20 protein-coding genes and 1 riboswitch are annotated in these 22,921 nt (G+C 73.2%); of the genes, 15 read left to right on the top strand and 5 right to left on the bottom strand.

The features are described from left to right. Positions 1–272: 272 nt before the first annotated feature. From Q5694_RS11795 to Q5694_RS11755, 9 genes are all read left to right on the top strand, one after another. Positions 273–1,127: a bifunctional methylenetetrahydrofolate dehydrogenase/methenyltetrahydrofolate cyclohydrolase gene (locus Q5694_RS11795; protein WP_333932610.1), complete on the top strand. Its 855-nt coding sequence runs from the start codon at positions 273–275 to the stop codon at positions 1,125–1,127. Beyond that, complete coding sequence (locus Q5694_RS11790) at positions 1,117–1,608, top strand: DUF3017 domain-containing protein (protein ID WP_333932608.1); 492 nt, start codon at positions 1,117–1,119, stop codon at positions 1,606–1,608. Before Q5694_RS11795 ends, Q5694_RS11790 begins: the two co-directional genes overlap by 11 nt. Before the next feature lie 385 nt (positions 1,609–1,993). Then, entirely contained in the window at positions 1,994–3,277 is a 1,284-nt protein-coding gene (locus Q5694_RS11785) for an XRE family transcriptional regulator (protein WP_333932607.1), read from the top strand. A 338-nt stretch (positions 3,278–3,615) separates the two neighbouring features. Continuing rightward, positions 3,616–4,605 (top strand): malate dehydrogenase, encoded by a 990-nt coding sequence (locus Q5694_RS11780; RefSeq protein WP_333932606.1) that lies wholly within the window; start codon positions 3,616–3,618, stop codon positions 4,603–4,605. A 311-nt stretch (positions 4,606–4,916) separates the two neighbouring features. Beyond that, entirely contained in the window at positions 4,917–6,437 is a 1,521-nt protein-coding gene (locus Q5694_RS11775) for an aldehyde dehydrogenase family protein (RefSeq protein ID WP_333932604.1), read from the top strand. 206 nt (positions 6,438–6,643) lie between these two features. Further along, a complete protein-coding gene (locus Q5694_RS11770) occupies positions 6,644–8,176 on the top strand; it encodes a GMC family oxidoreductase (RefSeq protein ID WP_333932603.1) in 1,533 nt (510 codons plus the stop codon). Next, the gene (locus Q5694_RS11765; protein ID WP_443040851.1) at positions 8,173–9,282 is read left to right on the top strand and encodes a quaternary amine ABC transporter ATP-binding protein; all 1,110 of its coding nucleotides are present in this window, start codon (positions 8,173–8,175) and stop codon (positions 9,280–9,282) included. The genes Q5694_RS11770 and Q5694_RS11765 overlap by 4 nt, the downstream gene beginning before the upstream one ends. Continuing rightward, positions 9,282–11,231 carry an ABC transporter permease gene (locus tag Q5694_RS11760; RefSeq protein WP_333932602.1) on the top strand — a complete coding sequence of 650 codons (1,950 nt, stop codon included), beginning with the start codon at positions 9,282–9,284 and terminating at the stop codon, positions 11,229–11,231. The genes Q5694_RS11765 and Q5694_RS11760 overlap by 1 nt, the downstream gene beginning before the upstream one ends. A 1-nt stretch (position 11,232) precedes the next feature. Beyond that, the gene (locus Q5694_RS11755; RefSeq protein WP_333932601.1) at positions 11,233–12,189 is read left to right on the top strand and encodes an ABC transporter substrate-binding protein; all 957 of its coding nucleotides are present in this window, start codon (positions 11,233–11,235) and stop codon (positions 12,187–12,189) included. 6 nt (positions 12,190–12,195) lie between these two features. On the opposite strand, the gene Q5694_RS11750 is transcribed toward Q5694_RS11755, so the two are convergent. From Q5694_RS11750 to Q5694_RS11740, 3 genes are read right to left on the bottom strand one after another with little or no spacing between them, the layout of a single operon-like run. Continuing rightward, positions 12,196–12,915: an isocitrate lyase/PEP mutase family protein gene (locus tag Q5694_RS11750; protein WP_333932600.1), complete on the bottom strand. Its 720-nt coding sequence runs from the start codon at positions 12,913–12,915 to the stop codon at positions 12,196–12,198. Then, on the bottom strand, positions 12,912–13,358 hold the full coding sequence (locus tag Q5694_RS11745; RefSeq protein WP_333932599.1) for a carboxymuconolactone decarboxylase family protein: 447 nt from the start codon (positions 13,356–13,358) through the stop codon (positions 12,912–12,914). The genes Q5694_RS11750 and Q5694_RS11745 overlap by 4 nt, the downstream gene beginning before the upstream one ends. Then, the gene (locus Q5694_RS11740; RefSeq protein WP_333932598.1) at positions 13,355–13,864 is read right to left on the bottom strand and encodes a carboxymuconolactone decarboxylase family protein; all 510 of its coding nucleotides are present in this window, start codon (positions 13,862–13,864) and stop codon (positions 13,355–13,357) included. Before Q5694_RS11740 ends, Q5694_RS11745 begins: the two co-directional genes overlap by 4 nt. 47 nt (positions 13,865–13,911) lie before the next feature. Between Q5694_RS11740 and pdxR the strand changes: the two genes are divergently transcribed. Then, positions 13,912–15,339 (top strand): MocR-like pyridoxine biosynthesis transcription factor PdxR, encoded by a 1,428-nt coding sequence (gene pdxR / locus Q5694_RS11735; protein ID WP_333932596.1) that lies wholly within the window; start codon positions 13,912–13,914, stop codon positions 15,337–15,339. Positions 15,340–15,918: 579 nt separating this feature from the next. Here pdxR and Q5694_RS11730 read toward each other — a convergent pair. Continuing rightward, positions 15,919–16,812: a hypothetical protein gene (locus Q5694_RS11730; protein ID WP_333932937.1), complete on the bottom strand. Its 894-nt coding sequence runs from the start codon at positions 16,810–16,812 to the stop codon at positions 15,919–15,921. 126 nt (positions 16,813–16,938) lie between these two features. On the opposite strand from Q5694_RS11730, the gene Q5694_RS11725 reads away from it, so the two are divergent. The 5 genes from Q5694_RS11725 (at position 16,939) to Q5694_RS11705 (ending at position 22,125) form a co-directional block, all read left to right on the top strand. Further along, positions 16,939–17,283 carry a hypothetical protein gene (locus Q5694_RS11725; RefSeq protein WP_333932595.1) on the top strand — a complete coding sequence of 115 codons (345 nt, stop codon included), beginning with the start codon at positions 16,939–16,941 and terminating at the stop codon, positions 17,281–17,283. A 14-nt stretch (positions 17,284–17,297) separates the two neighbouring features. Further along, on the top strand, positions 17,298–18,479 hold the full coding sequence (locus tag Q5694_RS11720) for a glutathionylspermidine synthase family protein (protein ID WP_333932593.1): 1,182 nt from the start codon (positions 17,298–17,300) through the stop codon (positions 18,477–18,479). Positions 18,480–18,604: 125 nt separating this feature from the next. Further along, positions 18,605–18,691, top strand: a riboswitch (ZMP/ZTP riboswitch). Between the two features lie 34 nt (positions 18,692–18,725). Beyond that, positions 18,726–20,174, top strand: coding sequence for a glycine hydroxymethyltransferase (locus Q5694_RS11715; RefSeq protein ID WP_333932591.1), 1,449 nt, complete (start codon positions 18,726–18,728; stop codon positions 20,172–20,174). A gap of 219 nt (positions 20,175–20,393) precedes the next feature. Further along, complete coding sequence (trpS, locus tag Q5694_RS11710) at positions 20,394–21,407, top strand: tryptophan--tRNA ligase (RefSeq protein ID WP_333932588.1); 1,014 nt, start codon at positions 20,394–20,396, stop codon at positions 21,405–21,407. A gap of 139 nt (positions 21,408–21,546) precedes the next feature. After that, positions 21,547–22,125, top strand: a complete 579-nt coding sequence (locus tag Q5694_RS11705; protein WP_333932587.1) for a 2'-5' RNA ligase family protein — start codon at positions 21,547–21,549, stop codon at positions 22,123–22,125. 22 nt (positions 22,126–22,147) lie between these two features. On the opposite strand, the gene Q5694_RS11700 is transcribed toward Q5694_RS11705, so the two are convergent. Next, positions 22,148–22,903 carry a decaprenylphospho-beta-D-erythro-pentofuranosid-2-ulose 2-reductase gene (locus Q5694_RS11700; RefSeq protein WP_333932586.1) on the bottom strand — a complete coding sequence of 252 codons (756 nt, stop codon included), beginning with the start codon at positions 22,901–22,903 and terminating at the stop codon, positions 22,148–22,150. Positions 22,904–22,921: the final 18 nt, after the last annotated feature.

Raw genomic sequence — 22,921 nt, 5'->3', positions numbered from 1 at the left:
GACTTTCCTCCGTTGGTCTTCGAGTGCGGGCTGGCGCGCGACATCCCGCACGGAGGAAAGTTCTGCAGATGCGACCGTCCCCCCGTTGAGCTGCCCGCAGCACTTGTCGGCTCATCGTTCTGCACCGCGCACGGGCTTGTCCAGCCGCGTTCCCGATGTGTTGTGCAAGTGCAACATCACCGATCATGGGCGGATACGGCGGGACGGGCCCCCCGGTGCCCGGATCGCGGGCGGATTGGAACCGCGGGCGGGTCATCCGCGAGGATGGGGGCATGACCGCCCAGATTCTCGATGGCAAGGCCACCGCAGCCGCGATCAAGTCCGACCTGACCGCCCGCGTGGCGGCGCTGAAGGAGAAGGGCGTCACGCCCGGCCTCGGCACGATCCTGGTCGGGGACGACCCCGGCAGCCAGAAGTACGTCGCCGGCAAGCACCGCGACTGCGCGCAGGTCGGCATCGCCTCCATCCAGCGCGAGCTGCCCGCCACCGCCACGCAGGAGGAGATCGAGGCGGTCGTGCGCGAGCTGAACGAGGACCCGGCCTGCACCGGGTACATCGTGCAACTGCCGCTGCCCCGGGGCATCGACGAGAACCGCATCCTCGAACTCATGGACCCGGACAAGGACGCGGACGGGCTGCACCCGATGAACCTCGGGCGTCTGGTCCTCAACGAGCCGGCGCCGCTGCCCTGCACGCCGAACGGCGTGCTGACCCTGCTGCGCCGGTACGGGGTGGAGATCAAGGGCGCCGAGGTCGTGGTCGTCGGACGCGGCGTCACCATCGGCCGCCCGATGCCGCTGCTGCTGACCCGCCGCAGCGAGAACGCCACCGTGACCCAGTGCCACACCGGCACGCGCGACCTGTCGGCCCACCTCCGGCGCGCGGACATCATCGTCGCCGCCGCCGGTTCCGCCCACCTGATCCGCGCCGAGGACGTCAAGCCGGGCGCGGCCGTCCTCGACGTCGGCGTCTCGCGCAGCGCCGAGGGCAAGATCGTGGGCGACGTCCACCCCGACGTGGCCGAGGTCGCCGGCTTCATCTCCCCGAACCCCGGCGGGGTCGGCCCGATGACCCGCGCCCAGCTGCTCGTCAACGTGGTCGAGGCGGCGGAGCGCGGTGTCGGCTGAGCCCCGGGCCGCCGGCGAGCCGGACGCGGCGGAGGAGATCACCGTCCGCGACCCCGTCAGCGCGCCCGACGCCGAGGGCCGGCCGCGACGGGTCACCCGGCGGTTCCCGCTGTTCACCAAGGACACCGCGCGGCCGGAGGGCGGTGGCCGTGCGGCGTCCGGGGACGCGCCCGCGCCGGCCCGGCAGTGGCCGCTGCTGGCCGTCCTGTGCCTGGCCGGGGCCGGACTGCTCGTGACCGCGTTCGACCAGTTCCGGATCGGGACCCTGCTGATCGGTGTCGCGCTGCTGGGCGGCGGGGTGCTGCGCTGGCTGCTGCCCGACGTCGGCATGCTCGCGGTCCGCTCCCGCTTCACGGACATCGCCACCTACGGCGTGCTGGGCGTGGTGATCGTCCTGCTGGCGCTGATGGCCCAGCCCGAACCGCTGCTGCAGATCCCGTTCCTGAAGGACACCCTGCACTTCACCGTCACCAGCGAGTGACGCCGAGCGGCGGCCCGTCCTCTCCCCCGAGGAAGGACGGGCCGCCGTCACGAACAATCTCCTGCACGGCGAACGGCCTGTTCAACGGCTGTCAGAGCGCTGTGGCACGGAAGTGACGGTTCCGGTACGTCCGGCTTCCGATACCGCACGAAGTGGTGCGACACCGGCTCCGGCGTGGACAATCAGGACGGCTCGGCGTGTTTCCGCACGCGGTCTCCGTGCTTCTGTGCGCCCTCGGCCCGGGAACTGAGATCCTGCGGGGGCGCATCCCAGTGGGTAGCCACACCGGGACTCGGCCAGGGCCGCCGCGCGCGGGGGCGCGGAGCGCGGGAAACATCAGCACGACCGGGGGGAAGAGGGGGACGCAATGCCTCGTTGGAAGGCCTTGCCCGATGAGCTCGATCCGCAGATCAGGGAGTTCACCAGCCAGCTGCGCAGGCTCGTGGACCGCAGCGGTCTGAGCATCGCGTCGGTGGCGGACCGCACGGGTTACAGCAAGACGTCCTGGGATCGTTACCTGAACGGCCGGCTGCTCGCGCCGAAGGGCGCGATCGTGGCGCTGGCCGAGGTCACCGGAACCAATCCGCTGCACCTGACCACCATGTGGGAGCTGGCCGAGCGCGCCTGGAGCCGCTCGGAGATGCGGCACGACATGACCATGGAGGCCATACGGATCTCCCAGGCGCGCGCCGCGCTCGGGGAGTTCGGCGGACAGGACTTCGGCGACGCCGCGCGCGCGTCCGGCGGCGGCCGGACGGCCTCCCCGGGCAGCCGGCCCGCCCGCGGCGGCAGCACCACGGTCACGCCGGGCATCGCCGGTCCCGCCGGGGTCGCGCCGAGCGTGCCGGTGCAGCCCACCGCGCCCGAGGTCCAGGACTCCACCGGCAGCGGTCTGCGCGAGGGCGGCGCCCGCAGCGGGACGGGCGACGTCAACTCGTGGGGGCTGGCCGGGTACAAGGGGCCGTCGCCGACGGGCCGCCCGCCGGGCTCCGGCGCCGGCAGCCGGCCGGGCCCGGGCTCCGCACGTCCCTCCGGGCCGTCCGGTGACCGTTCCGGCCCTGCCGGGCCGTCCGGTGACCGCTCCCGTCCCTCCGGCGCCGGCGCGTACGGCGAGCCTCCGCGGGACGCCGTGCCCGCCGGGGCCCGCCCGGCCGCCGGCGGGACCGCCCCGGCCGCCGCCAAGCGCCGGACCGCGACCTTCGTCGCGGCCGCCGTCGGTGTGCTCGTGGTGATCGCCGGCGCCTTCTCCCTCACCGGGGGCGGAGGCGACGACGAGGCGAAGAAGGGCGGCGCGTCGCCGTCCCCCACCGTCACGGGCCGGACCGAGCTGCCGCCCGGCGTGAAGTGCAGCGGCGACGGCTGCGCCGGCAAGGACGCCGAGAACATGGGCTGCAGCGGCGACCTGGTCACCACGGCCACCACCGCGACCGTCGGCACGACCGTCGTGGAAGTCCGCTACAGCGAGACCTGCAAGGCGGCCTGGGGCCGGATCACGGGAGCCGCACAGGGCGACGAGGTGCGGATCAGCGCGGGCGGGGCGAAGCAGTCAGGCAGCATCACCGAGACCGGCGACACCGTCGCCTACACCCCGATGGTGCCCGTGAAGAGCGCCGCCGAGGCCAAGGCGTGCACGACCCTGGCGGCGGGCGGCCAGGGCTGCACGAAGTAGGCGCACGAGCCTCCGAGCCGGCCGGGGATGTGACCGGAAACGCCCCCTCGGGAGGCATGGTCCGGGCGGAACCGGGCAGGCGGACCGTACCCCCACGGGATTCCGGCACGGCCGGTACCCCCCTCCGGCGGCCGCCCTCGTCCCTCTCTCCCGGACGGGCGGCCGCTTCCCGTGCGGGCCGGGGGAGGGGTTGTGGGCCGGGCCACACCGACCCGGCGGTCCGGGATCCCGGATGCGCGATAGCCTGACCGCTGGTCGATCTCTTGACGCCAAGAGATCGATCACATGTCCGGGGCAGGGACCCCGCCCCTACCGCCAGCTGTCATACGGAGAACGCCATGACCCGCACTCCCGTGAACGTCACCGTCACCGGCGCGGCCGGCCAGATCGGTTACGCCCTGCTCTTCCGCATCGCCTCCGGTCAGCTGCTCGGCGCGGACGTGCCGGTGAAGCTGCGCCTCCTCGAGATCACGCCGGCGCTGAAGGCGGCCGAGGGCACGGCCATGGAGCTGGACGACTGCGCGTTCCCGCTCCTGCAGGGCATCGAGATCACCGACGACCCGAACGTCGCCTTCGACGGCGCCAACGTCGGTCTGCTCGTCGGCGCCCGCCCCCGGACCAAGGGCATGGAGCGCGGTGACCTGCTGGAGGCCAACGGCGGCATCTTCAAGCCGCAGGGTCAGGCCATCAACGCCCACGCCGCGGACGACATCAAGGTCCTCGTGGTCGGCAACCCGGCCAACACCAACGCCCTCATCGCCCAGGCCGCCGCGCCGGACGTCCCGGCCGAGCGGTTCACGGCCATGACCCGCCTGGACCACAACCGCGCCCTGACGCAGCTGTCGAAGAAGACGGGCACCCCGGTCTCCGAGATCAGGAAGCTGACGATCTGGGGCAACCACTCCGCCACGCAGTACCCGGACATCTTCCACGCCACGGTCGCCGGCAAGAACGCCGCCGAGGTCGTCAACGACGAGAAGTGGCTGGCCGAGGACTTCATCCCGACCGTCGCCAAGCGCGGTGCCGCCATCATCGAGGCCCGCGGCGCCTCCTCGGCCGCCTCCGCCGCCAACGCCGCCGTCGACCACGTCCACTCGTGGGTCAACGGCACCGCGGAGGGCGACTGGGTCTCCATGGGCATCCCGTCGGACGGCTCCTACGGCGTCCCGGAGGGCCTGATCTCCTCCTTCCCCGTCACCTGCAAGGACGGCAAGTACGAGATCGTCCAGGGTCTGGACATCAACGAGTTCTCGCGCGCCCGCATCGACGCCTCCGTCAAGGAGCTCGAGGAGGAGCGCGAGGCGGTCCGCGGTCTCGGTCTCATCTGACCCCCGGCTCCCGCCCGGAGCCGTACGCTTCCGCGCGCAGGCCCCGCACCGGTTCTCCCGGTGCGGGGCCTGCACGTTTCCCGCGCCCCTTCCCGGACGTCCGGAAGGGCGAGCGGCGCAGGGCGCGAACATCCGGAAACCCGCCGGACGTTGGGCGTTCTGTCCGTGTTTGTCCGCATCTCCCGTGACACAGCGCACTTTCGGTCACGCGGGCGCATGCAATCGGGGGAGTCGGGCAGGCGAACCCGGTCCCTCAGTGGCACGCAGGTGACGCAGGGGCGCTGATCAGGAACGGAAGGCGAAGAGCGATCATGGCGGAAAGTACCGGACTTCAGGCGCGCGAAACCATCCATGCGGGAGGAGAGTGGCGAGCGGCCCTCTCCGGAGCCACGCGCGAGATCATCGACCCCGCGGACGCCGTGCCCTTCGCCCTGGTCGCGGAGGGGGACGAGAAGGACACCGACCTGGCCGTCGCCGCGGCGCGGCGGGCGTTCGACGAGGGCGAGTGGCCGCGCACCCCCGTCTCCGAGCGCGCCGCGCTGCTGCGCCGCGTCGCCGACCTCCTCGTGCGGGACCGCGAGAAGCTCGGACGGCTGGAGGCGCAGGACGCGGGCAAGACCGTCGAGGAGGGACGCGTCGACATCGACTGCGTCGCCGACGCCTTCCGGTACTTCGCCGACCTGGTGGCGGGTGAGTCCCCGGGCCGGGTCGTAGACGCCGGCTCGCCGGACGTCCACAGCGTCGTCGTCCACGAGCCGGTCGGCGTCTGCGCGATGATCACGCCCTGGAACTACCCGCTGCTGCAGGCCAGCTGGAAGATCGCCCCCGCGCTCGCCGCCGGCAACACCTTCGTCGTCAAGCCCAGCGAGATCACGCCGATGACCACCGTCGCGCTGATCGACCTGCTCGTCGAGGCCGGGCTGCCCGCCGGTGTCGCCAACATCGTGACCGGGCCCGGCCACTCGGTCGGCGCGCGCCTGGCCGAGCACCCCGACGTCGACCTGGTCTCCTTCACCGGCGGGCTGGTCAGCGGCACCAAGGTCGCCCAGGCCGCCGCGCCCACCGTCAAGAAGGTCGCCCTCGAACTGGGCGGCAAGAACCCCAACGTCGTCTTCGCCGACGCCTGCGCCACCGAGGAGGGCTTCGACACCGCCGTCGACCAGGCCCTCAACGCCGCCTTCATCCACAGTGGCCAGGTCTGCTCGGCCGGTGCCCGCCTCATCGTCGAGGAGTCCGTGCGGGAGCGGTTCGTGGCCGAACTCGCCCGGCGAGCCGGGAAGATCCGCCTCGGCCGCGGCACCGAGGACGGCGTCGAGTGCGGCCCGCTCGTCTCCGAGCAGCAGCGCGCCAAGGTCGAGGCGTACGTCGCCTCCGCCCTCGAGGAGGGCGCGGTGCTGCGCTGCGGCGGCAAGCGCCCCGAGCCGTCCCCCGAGCGCCCCGAGAACGGCTACTTCTACGAGCCGACCGTCCTCGACCACTGCCACCGCGAGATGCGCGTCGTGCGCGAGGAGGTCTTCGGACCGGTCCTCACCGTCGAGACCTTCCGCACCGAGGACGAGGCCGTCGCGCTGGCCAACGACACCGAGTACGGCCTCGCGGGCGGCGTGTGGACCACCGACCCGGGCCGCGCCCGCCGCGTCGCCGGCCGGCTGCGCCACGGCACCGTCTGGATCAACGACTTCCACCCCTATCTGCCGCAGGCGGAGTGGGGCGGCTTCGGCAAGAGCGGCGTCGGCCGCGAACTGGGCCCGGCCGGGCTCGCCGAGTACCGCGAGACCAAGCACGTCTACCAGAACCTCGCACCCGAGCCGGTGCGCTGGTTCGCGGGCTGAGCGGCCCGGCGCCCGCCCGCGCCGGGCCGGCCGGCCCGAACGGCCCACGCCCGCGCCGCCGGTGCCCCCGCGACCGGCAGCACGACGAACGGCGGCCCCCCGAGCAGCCGTCCCCGACGGACAGCGCCACGAAAGACGGCTCCACGGCTCGTCCCCCTGTCCCCCGACGAACCCACTCGTCCCGGCTCTCCTGGAGTACCACCCTCATGTCCGACCACACCCATGAATTCGACTATGTCGTCATAGGCGGCGGAACAGCAGGTTCCGTGATCGCCTCCCGTCTCACCGAGAACCCCGACGTGACCGTCGCCGTCATCGAGGGCGGCCCCAGCGACGTGGGCCGCGAGGACGTCCTGACCCTGCGCCGCTGGATGGGCCTGCTGGGCGGCGAACTCGACTACGACTACCCGACCACCGAACAGCCCCGCGGCAACTCGCACATCCGGCACAGCCGGGCCCGGGTCCTCGGCGGCTGCTCCTCCCACAACACCCTGATCGCCTTCAAGCCGCTGCCCGCCGACTGGGACGAGTGGGAGGCCGCCGGTGCCGAGGGCTGGGGCGCGGTGCAGATGGAGGCGTACTTCGCCCGGCTGCTCAACAACATCGTGCCGGTCGACGAGAAGGACCGGAACGCCATCGCCCGCGACTTCGTCGACGCCGCACAGGAAGCGCTCGGCGTGCCGCGCGTCGAGGGCTTCAACGCGAAGCCCTTCACGGAGGGCGTCGGCTTCTTCGACCTCGCCTACCACCCCGAGAACAACAAGCGCTCCTCGGCGTCGGTGGCGTACCTGCACCCGGTGATGGACGAGCGCCCCAACCTCACGATCCTGCTGGAGACCTGGGCGTACAAGCTGCAGCTCGACGGCGACCGCGCCGAGGGCGTCCACGTGCGCACCAAGGACGGCGAGGAGATCCTGGTGAGGGCCCGCAACGAGGTGCTGCTGTGCGCCGGGGCCGTCGACTCGCCCCGCCTGCTGATGCACTCCGGCATCGGCCCGAAGGCCGACCTGGAGAAGCTCGGCATCCCCGTCACGCACGACCTGCCGGGCGTCGGCGAGAACCTGCTCGACCACCCCGAGTCGGTCATCGTCTGGGAGACCCACGGTCCCATCCCGGAGAACTCCGCGATGGACTCCGACGCGGGACTGTTCGTCCGGCGCGACCCCGAACTGCCGCACCCGGACCTGATGTTCCACTTCTACCAGATCCCGTTCACCGACAACCCGGAGCGACTGGGCTACCGGCGGCCGGAGTTCGGCGTCTCGATGACCCCGAACATCCCCAAGCCCAAGAGCCGCGGCCGGCTGTACCTGACCAGCGCCGACCCGGAGGTCAAGCCCGCCCTGGACTTCCGCTACTTCACCGACGAGGACGACTACGACGGCCGCACCCTCGTCGACGGCATCCGGATCGCCCGGGAGATAGCGAAGACCGAGCCGCTGGCCGGCTGGCTCAAGCGCGAGGTGGCCCCCGGCCCGGACGTCACCGGCGACGAGGAGCTCAGCGAGTACGCCCGCAAGGTCGCCCACACCGTCTACCACCCGGCCGGCACCTGCAGGATGGGCGCCCCCGACGACCGGCTCGCCGTGGTCGACCCCGAGCTGCGGGTGCGCGGCGTGGAGGGCCTGCGCATCGCCGACGCCTCCGTGTTCCCCACCATGACCACCGTCAACCCGATGATCGGCGTGCTCATGGTCGGGGAGAAGGCCGCCGAACTGATCGGTGGTGGTGCCGAGTGACCGCGACCCTCGAACCCCCGACGGAGCAGACCATGGACACCACCGCCCCCGTCTTCTCGGTGGAGGGCCTGTGGAAGGTGTTCGGCCCCAAGGCCGAGCGCGTCCCCGGCGACCCCGAGCTGACCGCCCTCGACCCGGCCGAACTGCGCTCGCGCACCGGCTGCACGGCCGCCGTCCGGGACGTCAGCTTCGACGTGCGCAAGGGCGAGGTCTTCGTCGTCATGGGCCTGTCCGGCTCCGGCAAGTCCACCCTGGTGCGCTGCCTGACCCGGCTGATCGAGCCCACGGCCGGCACCATCGCCATCGACGGCGAGGACGTGCGCGCCATGGACCGCTCCCGGCTGCGCGAGCTGCGCCGCCACCGGGCCGCGATGGTCTTCCAGCACTTCGGCCTGCTGCCGCACCGCACGGTCCTCGACAACGTCGCCTACGGCCTGGAGATCCAGGGCGTCGGCAAGGCCGAGCGGCGCGAGCGGGCCGCCCAGGTCGTCGCCAAGGTCGGCCTGGAAGGCATGGAGCACCGCCGCCCCGGCCAGCTCTCCGGCGGCCAGCGGCAGCGCGTGGGCCTGGCCCGCGCCCTCGCCGTCGACCCCGAAGTCCTGCTCTTCGACGAGCCGTTCAGCGCCCTCGACCCGCTGATCCGGCGCGAGATGCAGGAGGAGGTGGTGCGGCTGCACCACGAGGAGGGCCGCACGATGGTCTTCATCACCCACGACCTGCAGGAGGCTTTGAAGCTCGGCGACCGCATCGCGCTGATGCGCGACGGCGAGGTCGTGCAGCTCGGCACCCCCGAGGAGATCGTGGGGGCGCCCGCCGACGACTACGTCCGCGAGTTCGTCCGCGACGTCCCGCGCGAGCAGGTCATGACCGTCCGCACCGCCATGCGCCGCCCCTCGGCCGGCCAGGACGGCAGCGGTCCGGCGCTGCGGCCCGAGGCGACGGTCTCCGAGGCGATCGAGGCGGTCGCCCGCGCCGGTGCACCGGCCCGTGTCGTGGACAAGGGCCGCTGCGTCGGCGTGGTCGACTCCGACACGCTCCTCGGTGTCGTCGCCGGCACGGAGCGGCCCGCTCCACCGGGGACGGAGCAGCCCGAGGAGGCGGTGTGATGGCCACTCTCACCGCCCATCCGCCGCGCGCGGGCCTGCCCGGGCCGCTGAAGAACCGGACCGTGCACAAGCTCGTCCTGCTGGCGGTCGCCGCGGCCGTCCTCGTCCCGCTCGCCGACGCCCGCTGGGCGAGCGGCAGCTGGCCGGGCGCCCTGACCGTCGACCTCTCCGAGCCGCTCGCCAGGGCCAGCGACTGGATCATCGACAACCGGGACAGCCACCCGCTGTTCCTCTACTTCTTCGGCCACGTCAGCAACGTCGTCGTCATCGCCGTCCGCGCGGTCTACCTCGCCCTCCTCGCCGTCGGCTGGGCGGGGGTCACGGCCGTGGGCGCCCTGGTCGCCTGGCGGGTCGCCGGTGTCCGGCTGGCGCTGGGCACGGCCGTCGCCTTCCTCGTCTGCGGCCTGCTCGGCATGTGGGTGCCGACCATGCAGACGCTCGCCCTGATGGTCGTCGCGGTCCTCGCGTCGATCGTGGTGGGTGCGCTGCTCGGGCTCGCCGCCGGGCTGTCGGACCGGATGGACCGCGTCCTGCGCCCGGTGCTGGACACCATGCAGGTGCTGCCCGCCTTCGCCTACCTGCTGCCCGTCGTCCTCGTGTTCGGCATCGGCGTCCCCGCCGCGGTCCTGGCCACCGTCGTCTACGCCGCCCCGCCCATGGCCCGGCTGACCTCGCTGGGTCTGCGCGGTGCCGACAAGGAGGTGCTGGAGGCCGTCGAGTCGCTCGGCGCCACCGCCCGCCAGCGCCTGCTGACCGCGCGCATCCCCCTGGCCCGCAGGGAACTCCTCCTCGGCGTCAACCAGACGATCATGATGGCGCTGTCCATGGCCGTCATCGCGGCCGTCATCGGCGCGGGCGGTCTCGGTGACCGCGTCTACCAGGCCCTGGCCTCGGTCGACGTCGGTGCCGCGCTCGCCGCCGGCATCCCCATCGTGCTGCTGGCCGTCGTCCTGGACCGCGTCACCGGCGCGGCGGGGGAGAGGCTCGGTGCCGAACCCGACCCGCGCAGCGGACGCGGCTGGCTCCACGCCCTCGCCGTCGCCGTCGCCGTGGCGGTCGCCGGGCGGCTCGCGGGCCGCCTGGAGTGGCCCGACCCGTGGGTCGTCGGCATCGCCGAGCCGGTCAACAGGGCGGTCGACTGGATGACCGCCCACCTGTACTCCGGCGTCCCCGTCATCGGCGGCACCGCCGACTGGGCGGGCCACTTCACCACCTGGGTGCTGGACCCGATGCGCGACGGCCTGCAGTGGCTGCCCTGGTGGGCGGTCCTGCTGATCGTCGCCGCGTTGGCCTGGGTCATCGGCACCTGGCGCACCGCCCTGACCGCCGTCCTCGCCATGGCCGCCATCGGCGTCCTCGGCGTCTGGAAGCCCTCGCTCGACACCCTCTCCCAGGTCCTCGCGGCCGTCGCCGTCACGCTCGTCGCCGGCTTCGCCGTGGGCATCGCCGCGGCCCGCAGCGACCGCCTGGAGCGGGCCCTGCGGCCCGTGCTGGACGTGTTCCAGACGATGCCGCAGTTCGTGTACCTCATCCCCGTCGTCGCCCTGTTCGGCGTCGGCCGTGCCCCGGCCGTCGCCGCCGCGATCGTCTACGCCCTGCCGGCCGTCGTCCGCATCACCACCCAGGGCCTGCGCCAGGTCGACCCGGCCGCGCTGGAGGCGTCCGGCTCGCTGGGGGCGACCAGCTGGCAGCAACTGCGGCAGGTGCAGCTGCCGCTGGCCCGCCCGGCGCTGCTGCTCGCCGTCAACCAGGGCCTCGTCCTGGTCCTCGCCGTCGTCGTCATCGGCGGCCTGGTCGGCGGCGGTGCCCTCGGCTACGACGTCGTCTTCGGCCTCGCCCAGGGCGACCTGGCCACCGGTCTGGTGGCCGGCGGCGCGATCGTCTGCCTCGGCCTGATGCTCGACCGGGTGACCCAGCCCACCGAACGCCGCGCGAGGAAGGGAGCCTGACATGCGCGTCCGTACCACCGCCGCGATCGCCGCGGTGTGCTCCCTGGCCCTGCTCACCGGCTGCGGCGCGGCCGACATGACCAAGCAGGCCTCGCCGTTCGCCAATGCGCGGGGCGCCAAGACCGTGACCCTGTCCGTGCAGTCCTGGGTGGGCGCGCAGTCCAACGTGGCCGTCGCCCAGTACATCCTGGAGCACGAACTGGGCTACCGCGTCGACACCGTCCAGGTCGACGAGGTGCCCGCCTGGGACGCCCTCAGCCAGGGCCGCGTCGACGCGCTCCTGGAGGACTGGGGCCATCCCGAGCAGGAACAGCGGTACGTGGAGGACAAGAAGACGATCGCGCCCGGCGGCGAACTCGGCGTCACCGGCCACATCGGCTGGTACGTCCCGACGTACCTCGCCGAGAAGCACCCCGACATCACGCACTGGAAGAACCTCAACAAGTACGCCGACCTCTTCCGCACCCCCGAGAGCGGCGACAAGGGTCAGCTGATGGACGGTTCGCCGTCCTACGTCACCAACGACAAGGCGCTGGTGAAGAACCTGAAGCTGGACTACCAGGTGGTGTTCGCCGGGTCCGAGGCCGCGCAGATCACCCAGATCAAGCAGTTCGCCAAGGAGAAGAAGCCCTTCCTGACCTACTGGTACTCGCCGCAGTGGCTGTTCGAGAAGGTCCCGATGACCGAGGTGAAGCTGCCGCCGTACGAGGAGGGCTGCGACGCCGACCCGGAGAAGGTCGCCTGCGCCTACCCGCACACCCCGCTGCAGAAGTACCTCAACGCGGACTTCGCGACGAAGGGCGGCGAGGCGGCGGCGTTCCTGAAGAAGTTCAGGTGGACGACCGAGGACCAGAACGAGGTCTCCCTGATGATCGCCGACAAGAAGATGTCCCCCGAGGACGCGGCGAAGAAGTGGGTGGACAGCCACGAGTCCACCTGGAAGAAGTGGCTGTCCTGAGCGTCCCTACGCCAGGAGCCCGGCGGCGATCTCCCGCAGCGCGCGGGCGGCCCGCCGCTGGAGCCCCGGCCCGAAGGTGATCCGGGTGGCCCCTCGTGCGCCGAGTTCGGCGGGCGAGGGGCCCTCGTCCACCGCCGCGCCGACGTTGATCGGTCCCTGGATGCCGGCCCGCAGCAGCGGCAGCACTCCGGGCGGCGCGTCGATCGGGTACACGCAGTCGGCCCCGGCGGCGACGTACAGCGCGGCGCGCTCGATGGCGCGACCGGGGTCGGTCACCCCGCGGACGAACGTGTCCACGCGCGCGTTGAGGAACAACCGGTCCCCGGCCGCCTCGCGCACCTCGGCCAGCCAGTCGGCGTGCGCCCGCGGGTCCTTCAGCACCCCGCACGCGGAGTCCTCCAGGTTGCACCCCACCGCGCCCGTCTCCAGCAGCCGCTCCACCAGCTCCTTCGGGGCGAGCCCGTATCCGCCCTCCACGTCGGCGGACACGGGCACGTCGACCGCGCGGACGATCCGGGAGACCGCCGCGAACATCTCGCCGGCCGGGACCTGCCCGTCCTCGTACCCGAGGCCGGCCGCGACCCCGGCACTGGGCGTGGCGAGCGCCGGGAACCCGGCCTCCTCGAACACCCGGGCACTGGCCGCGTCCCACGGGCCGGGCAGCACCAGCGGATCTCCGGGCTGCCGGTGCAGGTGCAGAGCGCGGAACACCTCGGCCTTGCTCATGACGTACGACTCCCCGGCGGGATGCGACGGGCGACCATCACCCGGTTCCAGTTGTTGATGGCGACGACCAGGGCGACGAGGTGGGCCAGCCCGGCCTCGTCGAAGTGCTTGGCGGCCCGCTCGTAGACCTCGTCCGGCACGAAGCCCTCGGTGAGCACGGTCACGGCCTCGGTCAGCGCGAGCGCCGCCCGCTCCCGCTCGTCGAAGACGTCCTCGGCCTCGTCCCACGAGGCCAGCAGACCGAGCTGCCGCTCGCTCACCCCGTGCTCGCGTGCGAGCGCCAGGTGCATGTCGAGGCAGAACGCGCAGCGGTTGATCTGCGAGGCGCGGATCACCACGAGTTCGGCGAGGGCCGGGTCGCCGAGGCCCTGCTTCGCGGCGGCGCTCACCGCGGACAGGGCACGGGCGACCCCGGGGTCCAGCAGCCGGGTCCGGGGCGTCACTTGTACTGGCCCGGCTGGTAGTGGCCGGGAGCCATGCGGCAGGTCACCCCGAACCGGTTCCAGGCGTTGATCACCGTGATCGCGGCGATGACCTGCGCCAGCTCGGCCTCGTCGAAGTGCTCGGCCGCCCGCTCGTAGACCTCGTCGGGCACGAAGCCGTCGGTCAGCACCGTCACGGCCTCCGTCAGCTCCAGCGCCGCGATCTCCTTCGCGGTGTAGAAGTGCCGCGACTCGTCCCACGCGCTGAGCTGCACGATCCGCTCGACGCTCTCACCCGAGGCGAGGGCGTCCTTGGTGTGCATGTCGATGCAGAACGCGCAGTGGTTGATCTGGGAGGCGCGGATCTTCACCAGCTCGTACAGCTTGTGGTCGAGCCCCTTACGGGCGGCGGTCTCCAGCCGGACCATCGCCTTGTAGACCTCGGGCGCGTGCTTGGCCCACTCCAGCCGGGCGGGCCGCTCGGGGACGTACTCCACGGTGGCGGTGTCGTCGGTGTGCGTCGTCATGCCGTCGACCCTAGGCAGCAAGCAGCCCAGGAGTATGGTCCATTTCCATGGCGGAACGTTGGGCCACTTTGGGCATCGACCTGCACCTGGAGCCGACCGGTCCGGGCCTGCGGCGGGGGCTGACCGACGCCCTGCGGGAGGCGGTGCGCTCCGGGCGGCTGGCCCCCGGCACCCGGCTGCCCTCCTCCCGCGCGCTCGCCGCCGACCTGGGCATCGCGCGCAACACGGTCGCCGACGCCTACGCCGACCTGGTCGCCGAGGGCTGGCTCACGGCCCGGCAGGGGTCGGGCACCCGCGTCGCCACGGGGGCACCGGCCACGCCCGCACGGCAGCGGGAGCCCGGGACCGTCCCGCCGGCCGGGACGGCAGTCCGCACCCACGCCCGTGCGCGCGGCCGTCCCGCCTACGACCTGCGTCCGGGCACCCCCGACCTCGCGTCCTTCCCCCGGGCGGAATGGCTCAGGGCCGCCCGCCGCGCCCTCGCGGCCGCCCCGTACCACGCCCTCGACTACGGGGACCCGCGCGGACGCCCCGAACTGCGGGCCGCGCTCGCCGGTTACCTGTCCCGGGCCCGGGGCGTGCGCGCCGACCCCGAACGGATCGTGGTGTGCGCCGGGTTCGCGCACGCGCTGCGGCTGCTCGGCACGGTGCTGCGCGCCCGCGGGGCCCGCACGGTGGCGGTGGAGTCCTACGGCCTGGACGTGCACCGGGACCTACTGACCGACGCGGGGCTCGCCACCACCCCGCTGCCGTTCGACGCCCTGGGCACCGACCCGGCCGGGCTCTCCGGCGCCGACGCGGTCCTCCTCACCCCGGCCCACCAGTTCCCCATGGGCGTGCCGCTGCACCGCGACCGCCGGACGGCCGTCCTGGACCGGGCCCGGCGGACCGGCGCGCTGGTACTCGAGGACGACTACGACGGCGAGTTCCGCTACGACCGGCAGCCCGTCGGCGCGCTGCAGGGGCTGGACCCCGACCGGGTGGCCTACCTCGGCACGGCGAGCAAGTCCCTCGCCCCCGGGCTGCGGCTGGCCTGGGCCGTGCTGCCGCGGGACCTGGCCGGGGAGGTGGCCGCGGCCAAGGGCGGCATCGACACCTGCGGGGCGTTGGACCAGCTGACCCTGGCGGAGTTCCTCACCTCCGGGGCCTACGACCGGCACGTGCGCGCCGCCCGGCTGCGCTACCGCCGCCGCCGGGACGCCCTGGTCGCAGCCGTCGCGGCCCGGGCCCCGCAGGCCCGGATCACCGGCATCGCGGCCGGTCTGCACGTCCTGCTGCGGCTGCCGCCGGGCAGTGAGCAGTCGGTGGTCCAGGCGGCCAACTGGCGCGGCCTGGCTCTGCACGGCCTCGCCCGCTACCGCAACCCGGCCGCCCGCGTGGAGCCGCTCGACGCCCTGGTCGTCGGCTACGGCACCCCACCCGACCACGCCTGGACGGGCGCCCTGGACGCCCTGTGCGCGGCCCTCCCGGGCTGACCCCCCGCCGCGCCGCACCACCGACCACCCCTGCACCGCACGCGTCACGGTCGACGGCAGGGGGTCGCGGCGGGGGCACCTTGCCCGCCCGTACCGACCACCGTTCCCTCCCCGCACGCGTCGGGGTCGACGGCGGGCGGCGACGGCGGGGAACGCCCCTCCTGGCGCGTACCATCCGTCGGCGTTTCCCCCCACGTGTCAGCGTCGACGGCACGCGGCGCGGTGGGACCACCTCGCCCGCCCGTACCGACCACCGTCCCCTCCCCGCACGCGTCGGGGTCGACGGCGGGCGGCGACGGCGGGGAACGCCCCTCCTGGCGCGTACCACCCGTCGGCGTTTCCCCGTACGCGTCAGGGGCGGCGGCACGCGGCGCGGTGGGACCACCTCGCCCGCCCGTACCGACCACCGTCCCCCTATCTGCACGCGTCAGCGTCGACGGCACGCGGCGACGCGGGGTAGGCCCCTCGTGGCGCGTACCATCCGTCGGCGTTTCCCCGTACGCGTCAGGGGCGGCGGCACGCGGCGCGGTGGGAACACCTCGCCCGCCCGTACCGACCACCGTCCCCTCCCCGCACGCGTCACGGTCGTCCCGCCGCGCCGCCCCCGCCGCCGTCCGTCTCCCGCGCGGCCGGTGCCTCCGCCGCTCCCGCCGCCGCCTCCACCGGTGCCTCCCCGAAGCGGGACAGGGCCAGTGCGCCCGCCACCGCCACCGCGAAACCGACGACCGCCAGCCAGCCCAGCCCCGGGCGGGTGCGGTCGCCGAGCCAGACCACGCCGATCAGCGCGGGCGCCACCGTCTCGCCGAGCACCAGCCCCGCGGTCGCCGTCGTCACCGAGCCGCGCTGCAGGGCCGAGGTCAGCAGCAGAAACGCGGCACCGCCGCCCAGCAGCAGCGCGTAGGACGCCGGGTTGGTGAACAGCGCCGCGGGCGTCAGGCCGTCGATGAGCCGTACCGCCACCTCCACCACCCCGAACCCCAGCCCCGAGCCGAGACCGAGCGCCAGGGCGCGTCCCCGCTCCGGGAGCCGCCCGCCCGCCGCGCCCAGCAGCAGCACCCCGGCCACAGCCCCGAGCAGCGCCCACCTCAGCCAGCCCGGCCCGGACTCGTCACCCTCCGCCCCCGACGCCAGTCCCAGCAGCGCCAGCCCGGCGCACACCACGCCCACCGCCGCCCACTCCGTCCGGCTCAGCCGCACCTTCAGCAGCCGCGCGGCGACCACCGCCGTCACCGCCAGGCTCGCCGCCAGCGCCGCCCCGACGGCGTAGATCGGCACCGACCGCAGCGCCAGGATCTGCAGCACGAACCCGAGCCCGTCGAGCGCCAGCCCGGCCAGGTAGCGCCACTGCCGCAACGCCCGCCACAGCAGCGCCACGTCCCCGGCGGGACCGCTCGCCGCCGCGGCCCGCGCGGCGATCGCCTGCAGCACCGTCGCCGTACCGAAGCACACCGCAGCACCAAGGGCGCAAAGCATTCCAAAGATCACGAAACGACAGTAGGACAGCCGCCGGAAGGAGGGGGGCATGCGCGCCCGTCCCCGGGGTTCTCTAGGCTGACCGCTCGGCAGTGCATACCGGGGAGAGGCACAGGGGGAACGCAGATGGCCGAAACACGACGACGGCTGCGCTCCAGCACGGTGGTCCTGGGCGGCATGGGGGTCCTCGCGGCGGCCCTGTCCGCATGCGGCTCCGACCCCGACCGCCGGTGCGTGGACCGCGACAGCTACGACTACCTCAACGGCTACAAGGTCGTCGCCGACAAGAACTGCAAGCCGGGCGGCTCCTCGTCCGGCAAGGGCCGCAAAACGCTCGGCAAGGGCAAGAACGCCGACTGGTACTACGACGCCGACGTGAGCAACGGCTGGGCCGACGACGGCACCTTCAGCCGCAACGAGGCCGTCGACCGGGGCGGCTTCGGCTGCTCAGGCGGCAGCGGCGGCGGCTGACGGGCGGTCCGAGGATGGAACGCCGCACCATCGCCCCGCGCCCGGACTGGCAGCGGACCGTCGAGGACCAGGGACTGATCTACCCCCTGACGCGCTACCCCGACGGCTCCCTGCGCCCCTACTGGGACGAGAGCGCCTACTACGTCTTCGGGCTGCCGGAGGTCGAGGCGCTGGAAGAGGTCGTCGAGGAACTGCACCGCATGTGCCTGGCCGCGGCCGGGCACATCGTGGCCGAGAACCGCTTCGCCGACCTCGGCATCACCGACCCCCGGGTGGCCCGCCTGGTGGCCGAGGCCTGGCACCGCCGAGCCGAACTGCCGTCCCTCTACGGCCGGTTCGACCTGCGCTACGACGGCACCGGCCCGGCCAAGCTGCTGGAGTACAACGCCGACACCCCCACCTCGCTGGTCGAGGCCGCGTCCCCGCAGTGGTTCTGGATGGAGGAGCGCTTCCCCGGCGCCGACCAGTGGAACTCCCTGCACGAACGCCTCGTCGACGCGTGGCGGAAGCAGGCGGCCCTCCTCCCGCCGGGCAGCCCCCTGTACTTCGCCCACTCCTCCGCCGACGAACTCGGCGAGGACCTGATGACGGTCGCCTACCTGAAGGAGACCGCCGAGCAGGCGGGCCTGGAGACCGACTGGATCTCCATGGAGGAGATCGGCTGGGACCGCCTCTCCCGCCGTTTCGTCGACCTGCGTCTGCGTTTCATCCGCAGCGTCTTCAAGCTCTACCCCTGGGAGTGGCTCACCACCGACCGCTTCGCCGACCACGTCCTGGACACGCTGGACAACGGCGGCGGCACCGGCACCACCCTCTGGATCGAGCCCGCCTGGAAGATGCTCCTCAGCAACAAGGCCCTCCTGGCGATCCTCTGGGAGCTGTACCCGGACCACCCGAACCTCCTGCCCGCCCACCTGGACGGCCCCCGGGAGCTGACCGCCACCGGCTGGGTCGCCAAGCCGCTGCTGGGCCGCGAGGGCGCGGGGGTCACCGTCCACGAGCCCGGCACCGAGCCCGTCCTGCGCGACGATCCCTGCTGCTACCAGCAGCTCGCCCCCCTGCCCGACTTCGACGGCAACCGCGTCGTGCTGGGCGCCTGGGTGGTGGAGGACGAGTCGGCGGGCCTCGGCATCCGCGAGTCCTCCGGCCTGGTCACCGACGAGTACGCCCGGTTCCTGCCGCACGTGATCCTTTAGACGGGGCTCGGGGCTCGGGGCTCGGGGCACGCCTCTCAGGGGCGCGGGGCCGTACCGATGTGCGGCCGCCGCGTGGGCGCGAACGGCCACGGCCGGACCCGCCCACACGGGGTCCGGTAGGCTGATCGCCGGGCCGTGACTGGCGCGCTGGGATGGACGAACCATCGGGGAGCGGCCCGAGCAGGACAGAGCCGTGCGCCTGGGCCGTACCGTGAACGCCGAACGCAACGTCCCGGAGGTCCACACATGCCCGCCGAGCCCCTCTCCACCGCTTCCACCGCCTACCGCGCCGCCCTCGACGTGATCCGCGCCGTGGAACCCCGCGTCGCCGACGCCATCGGCCAGGAGGTCGCCGACCAGCGCGAGATGCTCAAGCTGATCGCCTCCGAGAACTACGCCTCCCCGGCCACGCTCCTGGCGATGGGCAACTGGTTCAGCGACAAGTACGCCGAGGGCACCATCGGCCGCCGCTTCTACGCGGGCTGCCGCAACGTCGACACCGTCGAGTCCCTCGCCGCAGAACACGCCAAGGAGCTCTTCGGCGCCCGCCACGCCTACGTCCAGCCGCACTCCGGCATCGACGCCAACCTCGTCGCCTTCTGGGCCGTGCTCGGCGCCCGCGTCGAGGTGCCCTTCCTGGAGAAGACCGGCGCCCGGCAGATCAACGACCTCACCGACGCCGACTGGGCCGAGCTGCGCCAGGCCTTCGGCAACCAGCGGATGCTCGGCATGTCCCTCGACGCCGGCGGCCACCTCACCCACGGCTTCCGCCCCAACATCTCCGGCAAGATGTTCGACCAGCGCTCCTACGGCACCGACCCGGCCACCGGCCTGATCGACTACGAGGCGCTGCGCTCCCAGGCCCGCGAGTTCAAGCCGCTGATCATCGTCGCCGGGTACTCGGCCTACCCGCGTCTGGTGAACTTCCGGATCATGCGCGAGATCGCCGACGAGGTCGGCGCGACCCTCATGGTCGACATGGCGCACTTCGCCGGCCTGGTCGCGGGCAAGGTCCTCACCGGCGACTTCGACCCGGTCCCGCACGCCCAGATCGTGACGACCACCACCCACAAGTCGCTGCGCGGCCCCCGCGGCGGCATGGTGCTGTGCGACGACTCGCTCAAGGACCAGGTCGACCGCGGCTGCCCGATGGTCCTCGGCGGCCCGCTCCCGCACGTCATGGCCGCCAAGGCCGTGGCCCTCGCGGAGGCCCGCCAGGAGTCCTTCCGCGACTACGCCGAGCGCATCGTCGACAACTCCCGCGCCCTCGCCGAGGGGCTGATGCGCCGCGGCGCGACCCTGGTCACGGGCGGCACGGACAACCACCTGAACCTGATCGACGTCGCCTCCTCCTACGGCCTCACCGGCCGCCAGGCCGAGGCCGCGCTGCTGGAGTCGGGCATCGTCACCAACCGCAACGCGATCCCCGCCGACCCGAACGGCGCCTGGTACACCTCGGGCATCCGCATCGGCACGCCCGCGCTGACCACCCGCGGACTGGGGACGGGGGAGATGGACGAGGTGGCCGGCCTGATCGACCGGGTGCTCACCGCCACCGAGCAGGGCACCACCAAGTCGGGCGCCCCCTCGAAGGCGGCCCACGTCCTCGACGCGAAGATCGCCGACGAGATCTCCCGCCGTGCCACGGACCTCGTGGCCGGTTTCCCGCTGTACCCGGAGATCGACCTGGGCTGACGCCCGGCTGCGGGCTCGCCCGTCCGGCCGGGCGGCACCCGGCGAGGCTCCGGACGCGGCGGTCCGGCTTCCCGCCGGGCCGCCGCGCGGCGCGCCGCCCCGGGTGCGTCCGCCCGGGCCGGGCCGCCGCCGGTGGTCCCGCCCCTGTCGTTCCGGGGGGAGGAAACCGGGCCCCGGCCGGTTCCGGATCGGGCCGCGGGACCTGAGAGAATGGTGAGCATGGCCACTGACCGACCCCGCGTGCTCTCCGGTATCCAGCCCACCGCCGGCTCGTTCCACCTCGGCAACTACCTCGGCGCCGTCCGCCAGTGGGTGGCCCTCCAGGAGACCCACGACGCGTTCTACATGGTCGTGGACCTGCACGCCATCACCATCCCGCAGGACCCGAAGGACCTGCGCGCGAACACGCGCCTGGCCGCCGCCCAGCTCCTGGCCGCCGGCCTGGACCCGGACCGCTGCACCCTCTTCGTGCAGAGCCACGTCCCCGAGCACGCCCAGCTCGCCTGGGTCATGAACTGCCTCACCGGCTTCGGCGAGGCGGGCCGGATGACCCAGTTCAAGGACAAGGCCGCCAAGCAGGGCACCGACCGCGCGTCGGTCGGCCTGTTCACGTACCCGATCCTCCAGGTCGCCGACATCCTGCTCTACCAGGCCCACGAGGTCCCGGTCGGCGAGGACCAGCGCCAGCACATCGAGCTCACCCGCGACCTGGCCACGCGGTTCAACGGCCGCTTCGGCGACACCTTCACGCTCCCGAAGCCGTACATCCTCAGGGAGACGGCGAAGATCTACGACCTCCAGGACCCGTCGATCAAGATGAGCAAGTCGGCCTCCACGCCGAAGGGCCTCATCAACCTCCTCGACGAGCCGAAGGCCACGGCCAAGAAGGTCAAGAGCGCCGTCACCGACACGGACATCGTGATCCGCTACGACGCCGAGAACAAGCCGGGCGTCAGCAACCTGCTCACGATCTACTCGACCCTCACCGGCGAGAGCATCGGCGAGCTGGAGGCGAAGTACACCGGCAAGATGTACGGAGCGCTCAAGACCGACCTCGCCGAGATCATGGTCGACTTCGTGACGCCGTTCCGGGAGCGCACCCAGCAGTACCTGGACGACCCCGAGACGCTGGACTCGATCCTGGCCAAGGGCGCCGAGAAGGCCCGCGCGGTCGCCGCCGAGACCCTCGCCCAGGCCTACGACAGGGTCGGCTTCCTGCCCGCCAAGCACTGAACCCGCCCCGGCGTACGGCCGTACCACCGAACAGCGCTGTACATCACTTCCGTTGCGCCTGCCCGTGACCCCCTCGTGGCCGTACAGTCGATAACCGGGTGGTCGTATCAGCGGCCACACTGACATGACAGGAGACGACGTGGGGACCGTAACGATCGGCGTGTCGATCGCGGTCCCGGAGCCTCACGGCAGCCGGCTTCAGCAGCTGCGCGCGGGCTTCGGCGACGCCGCTGCTCACGGCATCCCCACGCACGTCACCCTGCTGCCGCCGACGGAGATCGACGAGACGGCCCTGCCGGCCGTCGAGGCGCACCTCACGGAGGTCGCCGCGGCCGGCCGGCCGTTCCCGATGCGGCTGTCCGGCACGGGCACCTTCCGGCCCCTGTCGCCGGTCGTGTTCGTCCGGGTCGTCGCCGGGGCCGAGGCCTGTTCGGCCCTCCAGGAGCAGGTCCGCGACCCCGCCGGGCCGATCGACCGCGAACTGGCGTTCCCCTACCACCCGCACGTCACCGTGGCGCACGGCATCGACGAGGCGGCGATGGACCGCGCCTTCGAGGAACTCGCCGGCTACGAGGCCGAGTGGCCCTGCACCGGCTTCGCCCTCTACGAGCAGGGGGCCGACGGGGTGTGGCGCAAGCTGCGCGAGTTCCCCTTCGGCGGCCCCGTGGTCCCGCCGCAGACCGGCCGCGCGGAGCGCGGCTCGGTCCCCACGCGCTGACCCGGCCCCCGCACCCGGCGGCTCACAGCGGCAGCCGCCGGAACACCGCGCGCGGCAGGTGCCGGACGGCCGCCATCACCACGCGCAGCGTGCCGGGCACCCACACCGTCTCCGAGCGGCGCCGCAGTCCCAGTTCCACCGCTGTCGCCACCGCCTCCGGCGTGGTGGCCAGCGGCGCCTCGGGCAGCCCTGCGGTCATCCGCGTGCGCACGAACCCGGGGCGTACGACCATGACGTGCACGCCCGTGCCGTGCAGCGCGTCCCCGAGCCCCTGCGCGAAGGCGTCCAGGCCGGCCTTGCTGGAGCCGTAGATGAAGTTGGCGCGGCGGGCCCGCTCGCCCGCTACGGACGACATCACCACCAGCGAGCCGTGCCCCTGGGACTGCAGGGACCGGGCGCACACCAGGCCCGCCGAGACCGCGCCGGTGTAGTTGGTCTGGGCGACCCGGACCGCCGCCTCGGGCTCGCGCTCGTCGCGCGCCTGGTCGCCCAGGAGCCCGAAGGCGAGCAGCACCATGTCGATGTCGCCCTCGGCGAAGACCTTCTCCAGCACGGCCTCGTGCGAGGACGGGTCGAGGGCGTCGAAGCCGACGGTGCGCACGTCCGCCCCGAGACCGCGCAGCTGCCCGGCGGCCTCCTCCAGGGCGGGCGAGGGCCGGCCGGCCAGCCAGACCGTACGGGTGCGGCGGGCGATCAGCCGGCGGGCGGTGGCCAGCGCGATCTCGGAGGTACCGCCGAGGACGAGCAGGGACTGGGGGAGGCCGAAGGCGTCCTTCATGACAGCTCCTAGTGATTG

The organism is Streptomyces sp. AHA2 (assembly GCF_036857595.1).
Lineage (GTDB): Bacteria > Actinomycetota > Actinomycetes > Streptomycetales > Streptomycetaceae > Streptomyces.
The sequence above is the reverse complement of the archived record's forward strand: the minus strand, read 5'-3'. Positions and strand labels throughout refer to the sequence as shown.